General features: G+C 72.3%; 15 protein-coding genes. 7 read left to right on the top strand and 8 right to left on the bottom strand.

The genetic code is table 11. From position 1 onward, the window contains the following. Positions 1-9 precede the first annotated feature (9 nt). Positions 10-459, bottom strand: a complete 450-nt coding sequence (locus ACZ69Q_RS06585; RefSeq protein WP_093748167.1) for a Fur family transcriptional regulator — start codon at positions 457-459, stop codon at positions 10-12. A gap of 201 nt (positions 460-660) precedes the next feature. Between ACZ69Q_RS06585 and ACZ69Q_RS06580 the strand changes: the two genes are divergently transcribed. After that, positions 661-2031 carry an alpha-lytic protease prodomain-containing protein gene (locus ACZ69Q_RS06580; RefSeq protein ID WP_471037367.1) on the top strand — a complete coding sequence of 457 codons (1371 nt, stop codon included), beginning with the start codon at positions 661-663 and terminating at the stop codon, positions 2029-2031. Positions 2032-2108: 77 nt separating this feature from the next. Here the strand turns inward: ACZ69Q_RS06580 and ACZ69Q_RS06575 are convergent, their stop codons facing one another. From ACZ69Q_RS06575 to ACZ69Q_RS06555, 5 genes are read right to left on the bottom strand one after another with little or no spacing between them, the layout of a single operon-like run. After that, complete coding sequence (locus ACZ69Q_RS06575) at positions 2109-3221, bottom strand: serine hydrolase domain-containing protein (RefSeq protein WP_471037364.1); 1113 nt, start codon at positions 3219-3221, stop codon at positions 2109-2111. Then, complete coding sequence (locus ACZ69Q_RS06570) at positions 3218-4138, bottom strand: DUF6895 family protein (protein ID WP_471037360.1); 921 nt, start codon at positions 4136-4138, stop codon at positions 3218-3220. Before ACZ69Q_RS06570 ends, ACZ69Q_RS06575 begins: the two co-directional genes overlap by 4 nt. Next, a complete protein-coding gene (locus ACZ69Q_RS06565; protein ID WP_471037356.1) occupies positions 4135-5151 on the bottom strand; it encodes a DUF6895 family protein in 1017 nt (338 codons plus the stop codon). The genes ACZ69Q_RS06570 and ACZ69Q_RS06565 overlap by 4 nt, the downstream gene beginning before the upstream one ends. After that, positions 5148-5846, bottom strand: a complete 699-nt coding sequence (locus ACZ69Q_RS06560; RefSeq protein WP_471037353.1) for a hypothetical protein — start codon at positions 5844-5846, stop codon at positions 5148-5150. Before ACZ69Q_RS06560 ends, ACZ69Q_RS06565 begins: the two co-directional genes overlap by 4 nt. 22 nt (positions 5847-5868) lie before the next feature. Continuing rightward, the gene (locus tag ACZ69Q_RS06555) at positions 5869-6054 is read right to left on the bottom strand and encodes a hypothetical protein (RefSeq protein WP_393504700.1); all 186 of its coding nucleotides are present in this window, start codon (positions 6052-6054) and stop codon (positions 5869-5871) included. 687 nt (positions 6055-6741) lie between these two features. Between ACZ69Q_RS06555 and ACZ69Q_RS06550 the strand changes: the two genes are divergently transcribed. The 3 genes from ACZ69Q_RS06550 to ACZ69Q_RS06540 all read left to right on the top strand — a co-directional run bounded on the left by ACZ69Q_RS06550 (position 6742) and on the right by ACZ69Q_RS06540 (position 13242). Next, complete coding sequence (locus tag ACZ69Q_RS06550; protein WP_471037348.1) at positions 6742-9345, top strand: AAA family ATPase; 2604 nt, start codon at positions 6742-6744, stop codon at positions 9343-9345. A 3-nt stretch (positions 9346-9348) separates the two neighbouring features. Continuing rightward, positions 9349-12129, top strand: coding sequence for a helix-turn-helix transcriptional regulator (locus ACZ69Q_RS06545; protein WP_471037345.1), 2781 nt, complete (start codon positions 9349-9351; stop codon positions 12127-12129). 420 nt (positions 12130-12549) lie between these two features. Then, positions 12550-13242, top strand: coding sequence for a LuxR C-terminal-related transcriptional regulator (locus ACZ69Q_RS06540; RefSeq protein ID WP_471037341.1), 693 nt, complete (start codon positions 12550-12552; stop codon positions 13240-13242). A 61-nt stretch (positions 13243-13303) separates the two neighbouring features. On the opposite strand, the gene ACZ69Q_RS06535 is transcribed toward ACZ69Q_RS06540, so the two are convergent. Next, positions 13304-14077, bottom strand: a complete 774-nt coding sequence (locus ACZ69Q_RS06535) for a thioesterase II family protein (protein WP_471037337.1) — start codon at positions 14075-14077, stop codon at positions 13304-13306. A 126-nt stretch (positions 14078-14203) separates the two neighbouring features. Further along, positions 14204-17056, bottom strand: coding sequence for an ATP-binding protein (locus ACZ69Q_RS06530; RefSeq protein ID WP_471037334.1), 2853 nt, complete (start codon positions 17054-17056; stop codon positions 14204-14206). Positions 17057-17417: 361 nt separating this feature from the next. Here ACZ69Q_RS06530 and ACZ69Q_RS06525 point away from each other — a divergent pair, with 361 nt between their 5' ends. From ACZ69Q_RS06525 to ACZ69Q_RS06515, 3 genes are all read left to right on the top strand, one after another. Then, complete coding sequence (locus ACZ69Q_RS06525) at positions 17418-18599, top strand: cytochrome P450 (protein WP_471037331.1); 1182 nt, start codon at positions 17418-17420, stop codon at positions 18597-18599. 195 nt (positions 18600-18794) lie between these two features. After that, a complete protein-coding gene (locus ACZ69Q_RS06520) occupies positions 18795-19985 on the top strand; it encodes a cytochrome P450 (RefSeq protein WP_471037329.1) in 1191 nt (396 codons plus the stop codon). Between the two features lie 55 nt (positions 19986-20040). Further along, positions 20041-20874, top strand: a complete 834-nt coding sequence (locus tag ACZ69Q_RS06515; protein WP_471037327.1) for a phytanoyl-CoA dioxygenase family protein — start codon at positions 20041-20043, stop codon at positions 20872-20874. Positions 20875-20931: the final 57 nt, after the last annotated feature.

Raw genomic sequence — 20931 nt, 5'->3', positions numbered from 1 at the left:
CTAGGTGGATCACAGTGCTCGGGGTGCACTGTTGGCGGTGGAACAGTCGGGGCACAGGCCCCAGTAGATGACCTCGGCCTCGTCGATCGCGAAGCCGTGGTCGTCGGACGCGGTCAGGCAGGGCGCCTCGCCGACCTCGCAGTCGACGTCGGCGACGACACCACACGAACGGCACACGATGTGGTGGTGGTTGTCGCCGACGCGCCCCTCGAACCGGGCCGGGCTGCCGGCCGGTTCGATACGACGTATGAGTCCCGCCGCGGTGAGCGCGTGGAGGCCCTCGTACACGGCTTGAAGGGAGACATGACCTACGCGATCACGCACCCCGGAGGCGATGGCCTCGACACCGAGATGGTCACCGGCCCGGACGGCGTCGAGCAGCGCGACACGCGCCGCCGTCACCCTCAGGCCGGCACCGCGGAGCTCCTCGGCGGGGGTCGGAGTCTGGGATGCGGTCATGCGGCCAACCTACCTCCGTAAACACGAATGATTCAAGAAAACGAACGATGAAACTCTGGTGATCGTCCCGCTGGCGCACATGGCACCCAACGACACCCCCCCAAAGCGCGAAAAATCATCTTTTCTGACATTGACTCATGTCTTTGCGTCAAGGCCTCCATCTGCTCGGAATCCCACGCGTACTCGATGGAGGCACATCGCATGCTCCGCAGACATACCGCGGCCCGTCGCCGCGCCGCCCTGACCACTCTGGGCGCCCTCGTCCTCACCGGCGTCACCTCGGCCGCCACGGCCGCGCCGCCGCCGGCGCCCGCGTCCACCGCCGCGCAGACGCTCGGTGCCGACCGGCCGCCGGCCGCGGTGGTACGCGCCATGGAGCGTGACCTGAAGCTGAAGCCGGGGCAGGCGGCCGAGCGGCTGGTCAACGAGGCGGAGGCGGGCGTCCGCGCGGGGCGCCTGCGCAACTCCCTGGGCAAGCGCTTCGCGGGCGCCTGGCTGCGTGGTGCGACCTCCGCCGAGCTCGCGGTCGCGACCACGCACGCCGATGACGTGTCCGCCATTCAGGCGCAGGGCGCGAAGGCCGTCGTCGTCAAGCACCCCTTGAGCGAACTCCAGGACGTCAAGGAGAAGCTGGACAAGGCCGCGAACAGCGCCAACACGCGCGACACGCCGGTCTGGTACGTCGATGTGCCGACGAACCGGGTGGTCGTCCAGGCGGTCAAGCGGCCGGCCGCGGCCGCGTTCATCAAGGCCGCCGGTGTCCAGGACAAGGGCGTGACCGTCCAGGTGTCGGCGGCGCGTCCCCGCCCGCTGGCGGACGTCGTCGGCGGCGACGCCTATTACATCGAGGGCTCGGCCCGCTGCTCCATCGGGTTCTCCGTCACCAAGGACACCCAGCAGGGCTTCGCCTCGGCGGGTCACTGCGGCAACGCCGACGACTCGACCACCGGGTTCAACATGGCCGCGCAGGGCACCTTCGAGGCGTCCACGTTCCCCGGCAAGGACATGTCCTGGGTGAGCGTGAACAACACCTGGACCGCCACACCGGACGTGGAGGGCGAGGGCGGCCAGCGGACGCAGGTCACGGGCTCGGTGCAGGCACTCGTCGGCGCGTCGATCTGCCGTTCCGGCTCGACCACCGGCTGGCACTGCGGGACCATCCAGCAGCACGACACGAGTGTCAGCTACTCCGAGGGCACCGTGGACGGCGTCACCGAGACGACCGTGTGCGCCGAGCCGGGTGACTCCGGCGGCCCGTACATCTCGGGCTCCCAGGCACAGGGCGTGACCTCGGGCGGTTCGGGGGACTGCACGGGCGGCGGGACCACCTTCTATCAGCCGATCAACCCGATCCTGAGCGACTTCGGCCTGGTCCTGAAGACCGCGACCGCCCAGGCCGGCTCCCCCGCGCCGCAGGACAACGGCACGGCCGCCACATGGGCCGCGGGCCGGGTCTACGAGGCGGGCGCCACGGTGACCCACGCGGGCGTGCGCTACCAGTGCCTCCAGAGCCACCAGGCGCAGGGCCGCTGGTCGCCGGGTGCCACCCCGGCCCTGTGGCAGCGGCTGTAGGCGGATGCAGGAGTCGTACGGCTTCCGGTGCGGGGCGCGAGCCCCGCACCGTCCTCTTTTCCGGCGCCCCGGTCCGGTCACTGTTCCGCTAGGAGGGCGTACGCGGTGGCGATGAAGGCGTCGCGGGCGCGGAAGCGGCGGGTGCACAGCGCGGCCAGAGCGGTGGCCGTGTCCGGCCTGAAGCCCAGGAACGCCTGCTGGCCGAGGGTCGCCCCGCTGTGGAAGTACATCGGCCCGCCGTCCGTGGGGTGCCGGAACCACGTCATCGTGTGCACGTGCCGGTGCCCGAGGCCGCGGCGCAGTACAGGGGTGCGGACGGCTCTCAGGGCTCCGGCCAGCGGCGAGCCGGCCGGGTCGAGGTGGGCCTCCAGGAACGTCAGCAGGTCGTGCGGAGTCGCGCGCACGGCACCGGCCGCCTCGAAGCCCCCGGAGTCGAAGGCGAGGGTGGGCGTGCGTCCGTCCTTGCCGTGGCCGACGGCGTCGGTCTTCGGGTCCTCGGGCCACAGGGTGGTGCCGCCGAGGCCCAGCGGGCGCAGCACGTGGGTGCCGAGGAGTTCCTCCCAGGCCGTGCCGGCCGCGGTGGCGAGGGCGTGGCCGAGGACGGCGACGCCGAAGTTGGAGTACTGCCACCGGGTGCCGGGCCGGTGCCGCGGGCGGTGGCGCAGGAAGGCGTCGATCACCCGCTCGGCGGGGTAGCGGCCGTAGGGGTTGGTGCGCCAGGCGGGCAGCGCGCGCCGGTAGAAGTCGGCGGGCAGGGTGGGCAGTCCGGCCGTGTGCGTGACGAGGTGGGCGAGGGTCGCCGGGGCCGCGTCGGTGCGGCGTCCCGGGTCCAGCCAGGCGGTGGCCGGCTCGCCCCCGGTGAGCAGTCCGCGCTCGATGAGCTGGGCCAGCAGCAGCCCGGTGAACGTCTTCGAGGCCGAACCGATCTCGTACCGCAGGTCCTCGCGGGGCACGGGAGGGTGCGGGGTGCTGCCACCGCAGTGCAGGGTGCGGCGGCCGTCCCGGGAGACGGCGAAGACCACGTCGGGCGCGTCGATGGCGTCGACGGCCCGCGCGAGGCGTTCGCGCAGGGCGTCTTCGTCGCCGGCTGAAGTGGGCCGGTCCGTCCCGGTGTTGCCGAGGATGCCGCCCTCGCCCGCCGCCGATGTGTCGTCGTCGATGCCCGGCCAGGGCATCAGCCCGGCGCTCATGTCGCCGCGTGGGTCAGTTCGGTGAGGGCGCGGGAGGTGGCCAGGAGCGAGGCGAACGCGGCTACCAGGGTGGGGTGGTAGACGATGTCGAACACCTCGTCCGGTTCGCCCTCCGGCATCGACCGTACGGCCGGCATGGCGCCGTCGGGCTGCTGCGCGGCGGCGAAGCCCTCCCAGGCCCGCTCGTCCAGGGTGGGCCGCGGCAGACAGGCGTCGACGACGAGGAGTTCGCCGAGCAGGTCCCAGCGCTTGAGGTCCAGCCAGTCGTCGATCCAGACGGGCAGCCAGGTGGCGAGGTAGTCGGCGATGTCCGGCGGCAGGGCCTCGGGATGCGCGCCCCAGTCGGTGAGGTGGAACACCGTGTGGGTGACGTCGTAGGCGATGTGCCCGCTGACCGTCCAGGGTTCGGGCCTGCGGGCGAGCCAGGTGGGACCGACGAGGGCCGCCTCGGGCGGGCGCGGCGTGAGGCCGAAGCGGCGCTGGAACGCGGCCAGTCCGAGGCGCCGGGTCGGGTCGAGTTCGAGGGCCGCCCAGCTCTCGAGCCGGTGGTAGAGCACGGTGGCGCGCTCCACCTCGGGCTCGCTGTAGCCGAGTTCCTTGTACGGCAGGTACACCTCGAAGGGAATGGGCGACATCGGCTCGATGCGCTGGCCGCGCGCCAGCATGCGACCACCGTCCAGGGTGTGCCGCCAGGTGTGGTCCAGCAGCCGGCGGGCCAGGTCGGCCTGCCGGGATCCGGCGACGCCCTCGCGGAACAGCACCCGGCAGATCAGGGCGAGTTCACCGACGGGCTTGAAGCGCTCAAGGAAGCCGATCTCGGGATCGACGTCGGGCTCCAGGCGGAACCCGTCGCGGTGGGCCCACAGCCACTCCAGGGCGCGCACGCCGACGGTGTGCATCAGACGGGTGTCGGTCATCCGGGCACTCCTTGTCCGTCGTGGCGGGTCCGCGCGCGGCCCGCTCGCGATCGGTGACCGTCACCGCCCGCGTCGATGTCGTCGTCGCCCTCGCCGGTGAGGCGCTTGACGGTCTGTGCCGCCGCGAAGGCGGCCATCAGGGTGGAGTGGTAGCAGCGCAGGAAGTCCGGCTCCGGGCCCGCCGCGTCGGCGCCGGGGCCCTCCTGCGGCAGCGCGCCGGAGTCGTGCTGTGCCCGCGCGATCCGGGTCCAGGCGGCCTGGAAGGTCGGCAGGTCGGGCGGGGCCGGCAGGCTCGCGGCCACGACCAGCAGTTCGCAGCTCAGGTCCCACATCGTGGCGTCCAGGCAGGTGTCGAGCCAGGACGGCAGCCAGTGGGCCAGATAGGCGGCGAGGTCGGCGGGGACGCCCATCGGGGTGCGGCCCCAGTCGGTGAGGTGGAAGACGACGTGGGTGAGCGCGTACCCCGAGGAGCGCTCGAACGTCCAGGGTTCCGGCAGGCCGCCCAGCCAGGTGCGCCGCAGCACCTGCCCGGACTCGTCCGGCCGTTCGATGCCGCTGCGCCGCTCGGCCTTCAGCACGCCGAGCCGGCGGGTGGGTTCCTGTTCGGTCAGCCGCCAGCCACGGGTGCGGGCCGTCGTGGCGGCGGCGGCCTCGTACCCGGGGTGCCGCAGCCCGGCCGCGGCGAACACCGAGTAGACCTCCAGGGGGTAGGTCGCGAAGGGCTCCAACCGCTGGAGGCGGAGGAAGAGTTCGCCGCGGCCGGTCTGCTGCCAGGCGAACCGCAGCAGGTCCGACGCGCACCCGTGCAGCGGGTCCGACGGCGGCAGGTGCGCCCGTACGCTCTGGCAGGTCTGGGCCAGTTCCCCGAGTGGTTTCCAGGTGACGTCGACGTGGCCGTCCTCGGTGAACGCGTCCTCGTCCAGCGCGAAGTCGGCGCTGTGCGCGGACAACCAGGCGAACGCCGCGGCGCCCACCTCCCGGATCTCTCCGACGCTCATGGCGGTCGCCGTCATACGAGTGCTCCGGCCGCCCGCATGACCCGTGCCGCCTGCACCTGGAGGGCCACTCGGGGGTCGCTGCCGCCCATCAACTCCACGAAGTCCAGGCCGGTTTCCAGGCCCAGCGTGTCCGGGACGCCGTCCAGCACGGTCAGCCAGCGCCCGGCGCCGGCCGCCTGCTGCCAGTCCCTGCGGCGTACCGCCCGTACGAAGCCCCGGGCCACGTCGACCGGGCGGCGCCGGGCCGCGCGGGCAACGGCGCAGTCCTCGCCGGGCAGGGCGAGGGGTGCCAGGACCGCGAGTTGGTGGGTGAGTGTCTGCCAGGGCGCCTCGTCGAGCCAGTCGGCGCCGGGTTCGGTGTCGTAGTCGCCGGTCGGGGGCGGGTCGAGCCGCACCAGGGTGCGGCGCATCGCCCAGTGGCTCCACATCACGGTGGGTGCCGCGTCGGGACGCGGCGGGAATGCCTCCACCGTTCTGCGGAACGCTTCAAGTGCCTCCGGGGCGGGCGGAGTCGGGAAGAGGACGTGCGGCAGCAGCAGATCCGCTCCCACCACCCGTACGGCCGCGAGGGCCATGCCTCCTTCGACGTCGTTCATCGCCGCCGTGCCTGACATGCGCACGTGGTCTCCGCCCCGAAGGGCGGAGACCACGTCGGACGCAATGTCCTGCACAGCGCCCTTCAAGAGGGCCGAAGTGCCTGACTGCTCCATTCAGTCGCTCCCGTTCGTCCGCTCAGCCCTTCTTCGGGCGAGGGGTCGGCGGGGACAGCAGCAGCTTGGTGTCCGCGGAGAGCAGCGCCAGTGCTGCGCACTCGCGGCTGTCGCGGAAGACGCCGTCGGGTTCGGCCGGGTCGAGTGCAGCTTCGAGGTCGGTCCGCACGCCGGTCGTTTCCTCGATCGCCTTGTCAATGGAAGGCATATCACCATCTCCTCTGGGGTCAGCCATAGCCTCCACAACCAAGAGCACCACACAGTCACAAAGCGCGCATCTTTTCCCACAGGGCGCATACGCCACGTGGGAAACATTCCGGGCGACGGCCGCGAGGCGGCCGGCAAAGGCCCGCTCAGGCACCCCTGGCACCGCGGGCCTCCCAGCGGGTATCGGGCCGTGGAATTGCAATCCAAGTCAACTGAAAGGCCGTCAGAGCTCTATCGCCGAGCTGGTTGGATTCGTCTTTACTCCGCTGGGTACTGATGAAGCCCAACTATGGCCCTCAGAGCGGGAATCCAGTGTTCACCGGAGTTACCGGCCAGTTTCTCGCAGATGACCCGCCGATGGCTGGGACGGCACCAACTGACTGGCCTGATCAGGCCGGTTGGCGGAGAGGAACGGCCAAGAGGCCGACGCGGGATTCAACCAACGCGCTCTGCCGGTGCCGCGCACTTATCAACGCGTGTTGATTCCTCAGTAACCTCAAAAAAAGCTCAGGGATCCCCTGGTGAACCTGTAATAGGGGTGTTCGGCTCGCTAATCTCCGATTTGAAGGAAGAGCAGGTCACCCGCTGTCATCAGACGAGAGGTGCGCATGCGAAACCGCCCGCGGCTCGCCGACCGACCCCCCACCGCCCCTCACCAGGTGCGTGCCGCGACCCCCCAGGGTCGCCCATGACCGCCACCCCCGCTTCCGTCCCCGCTCAACTCGTCGGCCGGCAGGCCGTGCTCGACACCCTCGACGGCTTCGTACGACGACTGCAGGACGGGGTCTCGGACATCGCCGTCGTCACCGGCCCCGTGGGCTCCGGCCGCAGTGCCGTTCTCGACCGGGCCGTCGACCGGGCCCGCGCCTCGGGTCTCGCCGTCGGCGTCGCCCGCTGCTCACCCCGCGAGTCGAAGCTCCCGTACGGCGCCATCACACAGCTCCTGGGCACGTTGTGCCTGCCCTCCCGGATCGGAGCCCTCGCCTCCGGCATCGGCCCCACCAGCAGGCCCACGGACACCGTGGCCCGCATGTGTGACACGCTTCTGACGCTGTCGGCCGGCCGGCCCGTGCTGCTGGCCGTGGACGACCTCCATCTCGCCGACCACCATTCCCTGCGCCGGCTGGTCGACCTGATCCACCGCGCCCGGCAGGGCGCCGTCCTCGCCGTCGTCACCTCCCCCGTACCGGTCCGCCAGGTCCTCGACGCTGCGGGAGCCCGGCCCGCCGCGCCCTGCCCCGTGCACACCCTGCGCCTCGACGCGCTCACCACCGCGGAGGCGCGCGGCGTGGTCGAGGCCCGTGTCGGCCACCCCGTGGAGCGGTCCGTGCTCACGGTGGCCGGGGTCGCCGGCTGGTCCCCCGCCGTCCTGCACGCCGTCGCCGACCGGATCGCCGCGCTCGGGCGGCCCCTGGACACCGACGCCGTACCGCAGCTCATCGCCGCCGCCCGCACCGCCTGGTCCACCCGCGCCCTCACCACCGTGCAGGGCCTGCCCAAGAACGTGGTGGCCCTGCTGCGGGCCACGGCGGTCGGCGGGCACCAGTTGGAGCCGGCGCGGCTCGCGGCCCTCGCCGGCCTCGACGCCACCGCCTTCGCCGACGCCGTGGACGCCCTGCGGGCCTGCGGGCTGCTCGCCGACACCGACATTCCCCGGCTGCGGCACCCCTGGTTCGCCGATGACGTCCTGGCGGGCATGACCGGGCCCGAACATGACCGGCTGCACCGTCGCGCCGCCGCGCTGCACGGCCAGGAGGGCGCACGCGTGGGCACCGTCGCCGAACTCCTCGGCGACGTCACCTCGCTCGTGCGCTCGTGGACGGCCTCGGACCTCGCCGCCTCCTCGCGCCCGCGGCGAGCGGCCGACCTCACGACCGCGTCGCTGCGGCACTCACTGTGCGAGCCGGTGACCGAGGCCGAGCGGGCCCGGCGCCTGATCCGGCTGGCCGCCGCGGAGGCGGTCACCGCCCCGCAGGCCGCGGACGGACGGCTGCGTCAGGTGATGCTGCGCCACCTCAGCCGCGAGACCTGGCCGGACGTGCTCAACGCCGCCGATCTGCTGCTCAGCCGTGGCGACGCCGAGACCGCGCGCTGGGTGATCGCCGACGTGCACCAGCGGGCCCTGACCAAGATCCCCGACGACGACCTGCGTCCCCTGCGCGCCCTCGGCCGCCTCGCCCACAAGGAGAAGGGCGGCCTGCCGCTCGTCGCCCCGCCCCCGATCCACTCCGACCGTCCCGAGCACCCCGCCCAGTCCGCCGTGCTCGCCTGGACCCTCGCCACCCGTGGCGACGACCGGGCCCGGGTCCTCGAACTCGCGGGCACGGCGCTGGACGAGCCGGCGTCCGTGCCCTTCATGTGCCGCATAGCCGCGGCACGGGCCCTGTTGTGCGCGGACGACGTGCCCGCGGGCCTGGACCGCCTGGACGCCGTCGCCGCGGACGCCCGCCGCAGCGACGCTCTCGCGGCGGCCGCGCAGGCCCTGCTCAGCCGCGCCGAGGCACAGATGGGCCTCGGCCACGGCGAGGAAGCACTGCGGGAGCTGACCGCGGCCACGCGGGCCCTGCCCCCCGCGTCGTGGCACAGCCTCCTCGCCCCCCGGCTCGCCGCCGCCGAGACCCTCGCCCTGATCCGCTGCGGACGCGTGGCCGAGGCCCGGCGCGCCGCGGAACGCGCCCGCAGCAGGCCGGAGGGCCACAGCGTCACCACGGCGTTCCTGCTGTACGCCCGCGCCGAACTCGCCCTCATCGACCGGGACGCGGCCCGTGCGCTGCTCCTGCTGGAAGAGTGCGGCCGCATGCTGCGGGCCAAGCGCTGGCGCAACCCCATGCTCATACCGTGGCGCAGCGCCGCGGCCGTCGCCCACCACCTCCTCGGCACCGCCGACATCGCAGACGACCTGCTCACCAGGGAAGACGACGTCGCCGAGCGCTGGGGGACGCTGGACGCCCTCACGGCGCTGCGCGCCCGCACCCACGAGGCACTGGCGCGCAACGGCGTCGAGGTCCCCTGGGCGCCGGCCGAGTCCGGGCGCTCCGCCCATGCCGTCCGGTCCCCCCAGGTCACCGCGCCGCCCGAGGCGACCACCCCGGAGCCGGACCCGCTCACGCCGTCCGAGCGCGACGTGGCCGACCTCGTCCTGGCCGGGCTGGCCAACCGTGAGATCGCCCACCGACTGGGCCTGGCCACCCGCACCGTCGAGCTGAGGCTGACGCACACCTACCGCAAGCTCGGCGTGAAGGGGCGCGCCGCCCTGGTCGCCCTTCTGCGAGCCCGGCAGGAGGGCGACTGATCGATGCTGCTGGAGCGCGAGCAGGAGCTGGCCGTACTCAACTGCGCGGTCGCCGACGCCGGAGCGGGCGCCGGCGTCCTCGTCGTCGTCGAGGGCGGCACCGGCACCGGCACCACGGCCCTGCTGAACCGGCTGGCCGAGCGGGCGACGGCGACCGGTGCCCTGGTCCTGCGCTCCGGTGGCGTCCCCGCGGAACGCAGCGTCCCCTTCGGTGTGCTGCGCCGGCTCGTGCTTCCGCTGGTCGCCGAACGCGACCTGCCCGCTCCGCTGCTCACCGCGGTGCCGCCCATAGCCGCCGACCCCGGCCGTTTCGGCCCGGACGGCGGGGCGTGCGCCGCCGCGCACGCCGACACGCTCCACTGGCTGCACATCCTGTTCGCCGGCCTCAGCGCCGAGCAGTCCGTGGTGGTCGCCGTCGACGACCTGGGCTGGGTCGACGACGACTCCCTGGAGGCTCTCGCCCATCTCGCGGCGCGCCTCGACGGTTTGCGCATGCTGCTGGCCGTGGTCTGCAAGGACGGCCTGGGCACCCGCGACCCGCTCGTCCGCGAGATCTCGGCGGCCGCCACCCACCGCGTCCGGGCCCGCGGCCTGTCCCGCCGGGGCACGGCGGCGCTGGTGGCCCGGCATTTCGGGGACGGCTGTCCCGAAGAGTTCCGCCGGACCTGCCACGACGTCACCGGGGGCCGGCCCAAGGATCTGCGGGTGCTGTGCGACCGGGCCCGGCTCCGGCGGCTCGGCGCACCCCACTGGCACACCCAGCGCCTGCGCGGGCTGGGCGAGTCGTTGCGGCGCGAGCGGCTGCTGTCGCTGCTGCGGCGCGAACCCGTCCTCGACGCCTTCCTCAAGGCCACCGCCGTGCTCGCCGAACACGCCACGGACGATCTCGTGGCCCGGCTCGCGGATCTGACGGTGCGGCAGTGCGCGTACGCCCGTGAGGTCCTCGCGCATGGCTGGCCGGCCGCGCCGGGCCAGGACGAGGCCGCCCACATGCGGGCGGCCTGTGCCGTCGTCCTGCAGACCCTGGGGGACGAGGAGAGCTCCCGCCGGCACCGGCAGGCGTCCGCGGTGCTCGACGCGTCCGGCGCCGGACCGGAGGAGGTCGCGCAGCCGCTGCTGCACGTCGACCGGCTCGGCGACCCGTGGGAGATCCACCAGTTGCGCGCCGCCGCCGCGGCCGCCCGCCGCCGGGGAGCGCCGGAGGCGGCCGTGCGGTATCTGGGCCGTGCCCTCGTCGACGTACCGGCCGCCAGCCATGTCCGCGCCGAGCTGCTGTACGAACTCGGGGTCACCGAGCTGGACCTCAAGTCCCCGGTGGCGGGCCGCCACTTCGTGCAGGCGGCGCGGCTGATGAAAAGGCTGCGGCGCCGCGCCGAGGTCGTCTCCAGCACGCCGATGGACATCGTGCGCAGCGATCCCGAGGTCGCCGCCCTCGTCCGGGAGACCGCCGCCGGTCTCGGGACTCCGCGCGAGGGCGACCGGCAGGGCGGCTATCTCGCGATGCGGCTGGAGGCCCGCGCCCGGTATGCCGGGCTGGAGGACCCCGGCCTGGTGACATCGGCGACGGGCCGGCTGCTCGACCTCGGCGAGCAGCGCTACGGCGCCTCGGCCTCCGAACGCGAACTGCGCACGGTCCTCGTGTTCTCGGCCGCCATGGGCGGGCAGACCGACCACCGCACGGTGGCCCGGATGGCCCGGCAGGTCCTGGAGGAGGAGCCGGCGCACAGCGCGCTGGCCGGTCTGGCGCTGGAACTGCTGCCTCCGGTGCTCTACTGCACGGACAGCCCCCACTTCGTCGCGTCCTGGCTGGACGCGGCACGCCTGCATGCCTCGCAGGAGAACAACCGCATGTCGCTCGCCCGGGTCGAGGCGGTGCACGGGCTCGCACTGCTGTCGCAGGGTGAGGCCGGCGCGGCCCGGCAGTGCGGGATGCGCGCGCTCGCGCTGACCGAGGGCGGGACGCCTGCGGACAAGGTGCACGCCACTCTCGTCCTGGGCCACGTCGCGCTCGCGGTCGGCGACGCCGAACTCGCCGAGCGTCTGCTGGAGCCCGCCGAATCGACCACCGACCTGCGGATGTTCGCCCTGTTCGGGGCGCTGAACGGAATGCTCGCGGAGGACCGCGGGAATCTGCCGGTGGCGCTCGCGCACTACCTGGACTGCGGGCGCGTCCTGGAACGCGCGGGCTGGGTGAATCCGGCGTTCGCGCACTGGCAGGTGCGGGTCGCGCTGATCCACCATCGCGCGAGCCGGACCGCCGAGGCCCTCTCCGCCGCCCGGACCCATCACGAACGTGCCCTGGCCTGGGGCGCGCCGACCACGATGAGCCGGGCGCTGCGCCTGCTCGGCATCGTGACCGAGGGCGCGCCGGGAATCGAATTGCTGCGGCAGGCCGTCGACGTCGTGGAAACGGAAGGCAGCCGCCTGGAGTTGGCCCACTCCCTCACCGAATTGGGCAGACGTCTGCAACGGGAGTCCCTCCCGGAAGGCGATCGGCTCTTCAGGCGAGGCCGTCGGCTGGCCGCCGAATTGGTCGAAACCCCGGCGGACGCCGCGAACGGCACCACGGCCCGCCCTGCGCGGGCGCTCGCGGCCGGGCTCACCCCGGCCGAGACGAGGGTGGCGGAGCGCGCGGCACGCGGTCTGAGCAATAGGGAGATAGCGGAGGAACTCGAAACGAGTCTACGGGCCGTGGAAAGACACCTCACGAGCTCCTACCGCAAATTCCGTATTACTGGCCGGGAACAACTGGCCGGCGCCATGGGAATGGACGGAACCCGCTAGCCTGCCCAGGACTGCATTGATCCATGCTCGCCGACCTGCGCGGAATTTTGTTCATTGTGTTCACGGAATCCGGGGAACACGGGGCAACCGTTCTCCATCACCTTCACTACCGCACACTCCCCCGACCCCGCCGGCACACGAACAACCCACCTGACGTGCACAATTCCTCACCTCATCGTTGCTTGCGCGTCAGGTTCACCGGTTACCGAACGGTACTCAAAGGCACCCGCATACGGGACCGCATTGCGCACCGAACCACCGCCTGCGGGCACCGCAGTCTTAACGCCGAATAGTGCCGCGCGAACCCTGTATGCCTTGACATGTATTTTCATTCGGTGGCAATGTAATGGGCGAAGGAACACTCCCCGCTGCGGGATGCACCACTGGTCATGAGCGCTGAGAGAGAGTGGCCCACCCCCCATGAAAAACGCCGGCCTGGACTCTGCAGAGATCGCCCCCGACGCACCGTGGAACTGGTCTCCGGAACCGTATCGCGACAATTATTTGGCGCTTTTCGAGCAGTCCCTCGTTTGCATCGCGAACCTCGATCTGGAATTCCGGATCATGGAGGCAAACCGATCCTTCGCCCGGCAATTCGACTGGAACCCCGGGCAGGGTGCTGGAAGGGACTTCTGTGAACTCCTGCACCCGAGTGTGCAGGGCAAGCTGAAGAACGAGCTGATCCGTCTGGCGGACGGTCAGAGCCCCCGGTTCGCCGACCACTTGGTCGCACTGGGCGCGAAGGACGCCGTATTCCGGGGCGAGATGACCGGAATTGCCGTGCGGAGCGGTGTCGGCCGAGTGGACCGCATTCTGGTGCTGGTCGACCCCGAGCAGTCCGAGACCGGTCCGCAGATCGCCAACGCACGGCGCAAACTGTTCAGCCCGATGCACGCCCGAATTCTGGAGGGAGTGGCATCAGGCGAGTCGACGGTACAGCTCGCCACGAAACTCTTCCTCAGCCGTGGTGGAGTGGAGTATCACGTCTCCTCTCTGCTGCGGAAGTTGAAGGTGACGAACCGGCCGGCGCTGATATCGAAGAGCTACTCCCTCGGTGTCTTCGCCGTCGGTCAGTGGCCACCACGGGTTCGCCCTGAGTTCGTGTCCGAGTGACCGCGACCTTTTCCTTGCTTCGAGGGCCCCGCCGTTTCCGCCGGCGGGGCCTTCGGGCTTTTCAGGAGCCGGCCGCACGGGCGGCGTCGAGCTCCGTGAGGATCTCGGCGTACACCTCGTTCAGGTGGCCGGTGAGGAAGAAGTGGCCGCCCTCGAAGACCCGCATGCGGAACGCGCCCTCGGTGTGGTCGCGCCAGGCCTCGGCCTCCGCCAGGGTCGTGCGCGGGTCGGCGTCGCCGGTGAGGACCGTCAGCGCGCCGCGCATACGGCGCCCGGGCGGGCAGGTGTAGGTCTCGATGGCGCGGTAGTCGCCCCGGATCGCGGGCAGCGCCATCCGCAGCAGTTCGTCGTTGCCGAACACGGCCGCGTCGGTGCCGTTCAGGAGCTGCAGCTCGTTGATCACGCCCGCGTCGTCCCGCTGGTGCACCTGCTCGTCCCGGTGGGAGGACGGGGCGCGGCGGCCGGAGGCGACGACGGCGCGCGGCGGGTTGGCGCCGAGTTCCTCCAGCCGCAGCGCCGTCTCGAAGGCCAGGACGGCGCCCATGCTGTGGCCGAAGAACACCGTGGGCTTCTCACTCAGTTCGCGGATCTCATCGCACAGCAGGTCCGCGAGCTTGCCGATGTCCTCCACGCACGGCTCGGTGCGCCGGTCCTGGCGTCCCGGGTACTGGAGCGCGACCACGTCGACCTCCGGGGTGAAGCGCACCGACACCGGATGGAAGAAGCTGGCCGAACCGCCCGCGTGCGCAAAGCAGACCAGCCGTACGGCGCTGGAGGCGGAGGGGTGGTAGCGGCGGATCCACGCCGTGGTGGCGTCGTCGGCGATACGCGACATGGGCGTCCCTTTCCAGAGCTTTCGTCGGTGCGGCGGCAGCAACCGGCCCGCCGTCGCCGCCCATTGAACGCAGGCCGCCACCCGCAAAACCCTAAACTTCCGGCCCGCCGGGTAGCGGCAGTCGTCTCAGCCGACGGGTCTGCGCTCGGCGGCGAGGACGGCCGCGAGTTCGCCCCGCCCTCGGATGCCGAGCTTGCGGTACACGCTGGTGAGGTGGAACTCCACCGTGCGCTGGGTGAGGAAGAGGGCCTCGGCTATCTCCCGGTTGGTGGCGCCCGCGACGGCCCGCTCGGCGACCTGCCGTTCGCTGCCGCTCAGCGCGTCGGTCGGCGACTCGGTGCCGCTGCGCAGCCGTCCGCCGGCCGCGCCGAGGGCGGGCACCGCCTGGTCGAGGAGCTGCCGGTCGCCGCACAGTACGGCGATGTCGATGGCGCGGCGCAGCCGTTCGCGCGCGCCCTCGAGGTCGTCGCGCTCCAGCAGCCGACGGCCGAGCAGGTACTCGGCGCGGGCGTGCTCCAGGCGGCCGGGGCTGCCGTCGAGGAGACGGGCGGCCTCGGTCAGTTCGTCGACGCCGGTGTCGCCGGGCGTGAGGACGCCCCGGGCGACGGCGAGCATGCCCTGGGCCCGGGGCGTGCCCCAGCGCCGCACCGCCGGCGCGACCCGTTCGACGACGTCCCGCCCCTCGCCGTACCGGCCGAGGTCGGCGAGCAGTTGGGCGGCGTCGTACCACCACGGCGCCAGCACGGGGTTGCCGATGCCCGCCTCGGCAAGGCTGTCGCCGCACCGCACGAGATGGCCGAGGGCTCCCTCCAGGTCGCCGAGCGCGGCACGGGTGCGGGCCCGGCTCATCATGTAGGTGTGCGACTCCAGGGTGAACTGGTCCAGGCGGGGCCGGCGCACCAGATCGAGGATCTCCTCGGCGCGGCGGGCGTCGCCGCGCAGGACCAGGACGTCCGCGAGGGTGCATTGCGGGCCGACGGCGCTCTTCACGTGCAGGTCGCGGTGGACGAGGTCGAAGGCGAGCTGTGCGTCCGCCAGCGCCTGCGCGACATTGCCGGCCCACATGTGCACCTGGGCGCGGGTGGTGGACGCGAGGGCGCTGTTCCAGGCCTGGCCGTGCTTCTGGGCGTGTTCGAGCAGGGTGGTGAGCACCAGCTCGACGGGCTTGATCTCGTCGGCGAGGTAGAGGGTGAGGCTGGCGCCGAGCGCGCCCCAGCCGCCCAGGGAGACGTCCCCGACCCGCAGGACCCGCTCGGCGGCCGGGACCAGTTCGGCTGCGGGACGGCCCTCCAGGGTGCCGAGGGCGCACAGCATGCCGAGCAGCAGCCGCTCCTCGGCGGTCTCGCCGGGCGGCAGGGTGTGCTCGCGGAACCGTTCGCTGACGCGGCGCACGGTGGACTTCTCGTCGAGCCCGGAGACCAGCGCCATCGCCTCGACGAGGGTGTGCAGTGCCTGTTCGTCCGGGGCGTCGCCGAGTTCGGACTCGACCATGGGCAGTGTCTCGCCGACCAACTCGAAGGCCCGCAGGGAGTTCTGGGCGCCGAGGGAGGTGATGACGTACTGAAGGACGAGACGGCAGCGCAGGCGCGGGTCGGTGGCGAGGGACAGCGCGTGTTCCAGTCGGCTGAGCGCGGTGCGGTGGTCGGAGTGGGCGAGGACCCGGGCGGAGGCCGACAGCAGCTCGATGTCGTCGAGGTCGTGCCGCAGGGCGCGGGAGAGGTACTGGCCCGCGGTGGCGGGTGCACCGCGCTGTTCGGCGCCGAGGGCCGCGGAGCGCAGGACGGTGACCATCCAGGGCTCGGGCACCTCGGGCAGATGCATGAGCTGGACGGCGACCTGGTCGCTGGGGCGCCCCGAGTCGTTGAGCAGGCGTGCGGCGCGTTCGCGCAGCGCGAGGCGTTCCCCGGCGGGCGTCGCGTCCAGGACGGCCTGGCGCATGAGGTCGTGGCGGTAGGCGAGGGAGTCGGGGCGCAGCAGCCCGGCGGCGCGCAGGGCGTCGACTGCGCCGGCTGCGGGCCCCGGGGTGGTGCCGGCGAGGGCGGCGACGGCTTCGATGTCGTCGGACTCCAGAACCGCCAGCGCCTTCGCCACCGCGAGCCGTTCGGGGGTGAACCGGTCGAGGTGGAAGCGGGCCACGGTGCCGTGCCCGAGGCCGTCGCGCAGCGCTTCGGCGTCCAGGGCCGCGTCCGGGGCGCGTTCCTTCAGCTCGCGGGCGAGGAGCTGGACCAGGAACGGGGTGCCGCCGGTGAGCTCCATGCAGCGCGCGACGACGGCGGCGTCGGGTGTGACGGTCAGGGACGCGGCGAGCATGTCGCGTACGGCGTCGTCGGTGAGCGGTTCGACGTCGACGGTGAGGCAGGACGGGGCGTCGGCCATCTCGTCCAGCACGTCGGGGCGCGCGGGCTCCACCTCGGTGCGCAGGGTGAGGAGCAGGGAGACCGGCAGGCCCTCGGCCCGGCGCAGCAGGAAGCCGAGCCAGTGCAGCGACGCCTCGTCGCACCACTGGAGGTCGTCGACGGCGAGGACGAGAGGGCGCTCGGCGGCGAGCGAGGCGGTGAGCCAGTACAGGCCGTGCATGACGCCGTACATGTCGGCGGGCCGGCCGTCGGGGTCGCCGTCCGTCGTGAGGGCGGGCAGGGCGAGCGCGGCACTGCCCGCAAGCGAGGCACTGCCGGCGAGCAGCGGATGCCGGGCGGGGTCACCGTCGGTGAGTCCGAGCGGCGCGAACAGTCCGCGCACGGCCTCGTAGGCGGCGCCGCCGCTCTCCTGGCACTTCACGGTGAGGACGCGGGCGTTCGCGTCCGGTTCGGCGGACGCGGCGTGCATCAGCCGGGTCTTGCCGATTCCGGCGGGTCCGCGCAGCAGCACCGCACGGCCCTCCCCCGTACCGTGGAGATGCTCACGGATCAGGGCCAGTTCCAGGTCTCGACCGACGAGCGTGGGCTCGTCTTCCGCCTTCAGGCCGGAGGTTAAGGCCACCGCGTCTCCTGCTATTGCGCCGCCACACAGCACAGTTGGCGGAATGTACGAACCGAACGACCGTTTTCTCGTCCGATCATACGCACGAGCAGGGCTGTTCCTCGCCCGCGCGCGACGCGGTCGCGCGCCCCCGAAGGCTCATTCACACGTTCACGACTGCCAACATGCGGCCGGCTCGCCGCACCCTTCCGCCGGTCAGGAGGTTGACCGGAATCACTCGGGCCGGTTCAGTCGGCGCCCAAGGAACGGAAGATGAGTACTATTCACATTTGAGTGTGGCGCACCACACATGAGTGGTGTGGCGCGCCGGCGCCGAGAACTCTCGGGAATTCGTCAGTGCCGGGACGGCAGGCTCGGCCCCATGCCGCACACACCGCCGTTACCGGTGCTCGACACCGACTCGCGCCCCGTGTTCGCCCCCAGCCCGCTGCGCACCTTGCGGGACGAGGCACCCGTCCGCCGCGTGCGGACCCCGGCCGGCGACGAGGCCTGGCTCGTCACCCGCCACGCCGAGACGAAGGCACTCCTCCACGACGAGCGGCTGGGCCGCTTCCATCCCGCCCCCGCCGCCGCGCCCAAGTACGTCGACAGCCCGCTAGTGGAGATGCTGATCATCGACGACGCCGACACGGCCCGGGAGATGCACCGCCGGTCCCGGTCCCTGCTCGGCCCGCAGTTCGCCGCCCGCCGTATGCAGGAGCTGAGGCCGCGCGTGACCGGCGCCGCGCAGGCGATCGCCGCGGACTTCGCGGACCGTGAGCAACCCGCCGATCTGCACGGGCACTTCGCGCTGCCGTACTCGCTGAGCATCCTGCACGAGCTGATCGGCGTGCCCGCCGAGGAGCGGGACCGCGCCACGAGGCTCCTCGCCGACATCGGCCGGGTCGGGAAGGAAGGGCAGGCCGCGCCCGGCCCCGGCCCGCTGTTCACGCTGTTCGGCGCGCTCGCCGAGGCCAAGCGAACCGCACCGCGCGACGACGTCCTGACCCGGCTCGTCACCGCCGGCGTCCCCACCGAGCAGGCCGCCGCACTCGCCGCGACGCTGCTGATGGCGGGCCTGGAGAGTGTGGCGAGCTTCATCACCCTGGGCGTCGCCCTGCTCGCCCGCCACCCCGAGCGACTGAGGACGGCGCTCGACGACCCGGAGACGATGGCCGGGATCGTGGAGGAAGTCCTGCGCAACGGCAAGCAGTCCGGCTCCGTCCTGCCCCGCTACGCCGCCGCCGACATCGATGTCGCCGGGGTCACCATCCGGGCCGGTGACCTGGTGCTGCTGGACTTCGCGCTGGCCAACCACGACGAGCGCGTCTTCGAGCGGGCCGATGAGTTCGACCCGCGCCGTGCGCCCAACCCGCACCTGTCGTTCGGGCACGGCATCTGGCACTGCCTCGGCGCCTCGCTCGCCCGGATCGAGCTGGCGGAGGCGTTCACCGCGCTGTTCACGCGCATGCCTCGACTGCGTCCGGTGGTCCCGCACGAGGAGCTCATGACCAGCGCCGGGCGGCTCGTCGGAGGACCCGCCGACCTGCCGGTGCGGTGGTAGCGAGGCGGTCCGGCCACCACCGCGCTCACCCGAGCACGTCACGGACGACATGATCCCGGCGCGGCGCCGAACAGCGCGCCGGGGCCTCGGATCTCGTGCCAGGACTAGGGATTTGCCCGCCGCGAGCGGCCCATCCTTCGTCTCACATCGGGGTCCGGAAGTCCCGGTGCACCTCACGGTGAGAGGGGACGGCACGTGACAGCGACCGACATGAAGGACGACGCCGCGCGGCAGGTCGACTTCCCGTTCCGCCGGCCCGGCGAGCCCTTCCCCCCGCCCGGCTACGCCGACTTGCGGGGGCGGGACGGGCTGGCGTGGTCGATGATGCCGGGCGGCCAGCGCGTCTGGCTGCTGACCCGGTTCGAGGACGTGCGCGAGGCCCTGCTCCACCCGCACCTGAGCTCGGACTCCCGCAACGAGGGGTTCCCCACCCCGGGCCGTACGGGCGGACCGCCCGCGCAGACCCAGATTCCCGGCTGGTTCGCCACCCTCGACCCGCCCGAGCACGACCGCTACCGCAAGATCCTCATGCAGGACTTCACCGCACGGCGGATGAAGGAGCTGCGCCCCCGCATCCAGAAGGTCGTCGAGGACTGCGTGGAGTCGCTGGCCGCCAAGGGCAGCCCGGCCGATCTGGTCGCGGACTACGCCGTACCCATTCCGTCGCTGGTGATCTGCGAGCTGCTCGGCGTGCCCAACGCCGACCGGGCCTTCTTCGAGTCCCGGATCTCGGTCCTGGTCACCCTGTCCGCCACGGACGAGGAGCGCGACCAGGCGACCACGGAACTCCTGCGCTACCTGGGCCGGATGGTCACCATCAAACGGCACCGGCCCGGCGACGACATGATCAGCACGATGCTCGCCTCCGGGGAGCTGGCCCCGATGGAGGTCGGCGGGGCGGCCCTGCTGCTGCTCATCGCCGGCCAGGAGACCACCGCCAACAACATCGCCCTGGGCGCCGTCCCCCTCATGACGAATCCGGAGTGGATCGGCGACCCGGGCATCGTGGACGAGCTGCTGCGGTTCTACTCCGTCGCCGATCTCGTGCCGCTGCGGGTTGCCGTGGCGGACTTGGAGATCGGCGGCCAGCTCATCAGGGCGGGCGAGGGTGTGGCACCGCTGGTGGCCGCCGCCAACTACGACGACGGCAGGTTCGCCTGCCCGCACGCCTTCGACCCGAGCCGCTCGGCCCAGGGCCATGTCGCCTTCGGCCACGGACGGCACAAGTGCCTGGGCCAGCATCTCGTGCGCGTCGAAATGGAGTTGGCCTACCGCGTCCTGTTCGAGCGGCTGCCCGGCATCCGGCTCGACTGCGCCGTCGAGGACCTGAGCCACAAGGACAACGGCGTGCTCTACGGGCTCGCCGAACTCCCGGTGCGCTGGTGAGCTTCCGGCCGCCGGGCCGCTTCGCCGACCGAAACCGACAGAACCAGGATTTCGCATGCCCGCAGACCTGACCCGGCTTCCCGCCACCGCACCGGTGTCCGACGTCACCGCCGTCCTGGAACGCGACGGCGGTGTGATCGTGGAGAACCTCGTCGACGAGCCGACCCTGAAGGGTCTGTGGGACGACCTCGGTCCCGCGCTCGACGGCGTCGGCTACGGCGACAGCTCGTTCACCGGCCAGCGCACCAAGCGGCTCAGCTCACTCTTCGCCCGCTCCCGGCACATGGAGCGCATCGCGCTCGACCCGCTGTACCTGGGCGCCGCCCGGGATCTGATCGAGCGCCCCTCGACGAACTGGTTCGGCCGGCAGCGCACCGATCTCGCCCCGAACGTCCAGGTCAGCATCACCCAGGTGATCCAGATCTGGCCCGGCGAGACCGCACAGCCGCCGCACCGCGACGACATCGCGCATCTGCTGCCCAGCCCCGGCCCGACGAACCGGGTGCAGATCATGCTGGCGATGAGCGAGTTCACCGAGGAGAACGGCGCCACGATGGTCTACCCGGGCAGCCACCTGTGGGAGGCGGAGCGTGCGCCGCGCCCGGAGGAGGCGGTACAGGCGGAGATGGATCCGGGGTCCTGCCTGATCTGGGTGGGCGGCCTCTTCCACGGCGGCGGCGCGAACCTCGCCGACGACGCCCGCACGGGCCTCACGCTCGCGTTGGTGCGCGGCAACCTGCGCCAGGAGGAGAACCAGTATCTGGCCGTGCCGCGGGAAATCGTCCGCGAGTACCCCGAGGAGCTCCAGCGGCTGCTCGGCTGGGGCCTTTGCCCGCCGTTCCTGGGCTGGTACGAGCAGCAGGACCCGATCCATCTGCTCGACGGCTGACCACCGTCGCCGTACGGCGTCACGACGCCGAGGGCCGCCGCGCACACCGCGCGGCGG

Source organism: Streptomyces sp. NPDC036764, assembly GCF_055609385.1.
Note: the sequence above shows the minus strand (reverse complement) of the source record. Positions and strands in the feature narration are given on the sequence as shown.

Excerpts from the sequence above, each read along its gene's own strand:
- ACZ69Q_RS06525 (WP_471037331.1), top strand. The coding sequence starts at position 17,418 with ATGCCGCACACACCGCCGTTACCGGTGCTCGACACCGACTCGCGCCCC.
- ACZ69Q_RS06535 (WP_471037337.1), bottom strand. The coding sequence starts at position 14,077 with ATGTCGCGTATCGCCGACGACGCCACCACGGCGTGGATCCGCCGCTAC.
- ACZ69Q_RS06585 (WP_093748167.1), bottom strand. The coding sequence starts at position 459 with ATGACCGCATCCCAGACTCCGACCCCCGCCGAGGAGCTCCGCGGTGCC.
- ACZ69Q_RS06565 (WP_471037356.1), bottom strand. The coding sequence starts at position 5,151 with ATGACGGCGACCGCCATGAGCGTCGGAGAGATCCGGGAGGTGGGCGCC.
- ACZ69Q_RS06575 (WP_471037364.1), bottom strand. The coding sequence starts at position 3,221 with ATGAGCGCCGGGCTGATGCCCTGGCCGGGCATCGACGACGACACATCG.
- ACZ69Q_RS06550 (WP_471037348.1), top strand. The coding sequence starts at position 6,742 with ATGACCGCCACCCCCGCTTCCGTCCCCGCTCAACTCGTCGGCCGGCAG.
- ACZ69Q_RS06570 (WP_471037360.1), bottom strand. The coding sequence starts at position 4,138 with ATGACCGACACCCGTCTGATGCACACCGTCGGCGTGCGCGCCCTGGAG.
- ACZ69Q_RS06540 (WP_471037341.1), top strand. The coding sequence starts at position 12,550 with ATGAAAAACGCCGGCCTGGACTCTGCAGAGATCGCCCCCGACGCACCG.
- ACZ69Q_RS06560 (WP_471037353.1), bottom strand. The coding sequence starts at position 5,846 with ATGGAGCAGTCAGGCACTTCGGCCCTCTTGAAGGGCGCTGTGCAGGAC.
- ACZ69Q_RS06545 (WP_471037345.1), top strand. The coding sequence starts at position 9,349 with ATGCTGCTGGAGCGCGAGCAGGAGCTGGCCGTACTCAACTGCGCGGTC.
- ACZ69Q_RS06555 (WP_393504700.1), bottom strand. The coding sequence starts at position 6,054 with ATGCCTTCCATTGACAAGGCGATCGAGGAAACGACCGGCGTGCGGACC.
- ACZ69Q_RS06580 (WP_471037367.1), top strand. The coding sequence starts at position 661 with ATGCTCCGCAGACATACCGCGGCCCGTCGCCGCGCCGCCCTGACCACT.
- ACZ69Q_RS06515 (WP_471037327.1), top strand. The coding sequence starts at position 20,041 with ATGCCCGCAGACCTGACCCGGCTTCCCGCCACCGCACCGGTGTCCGAC.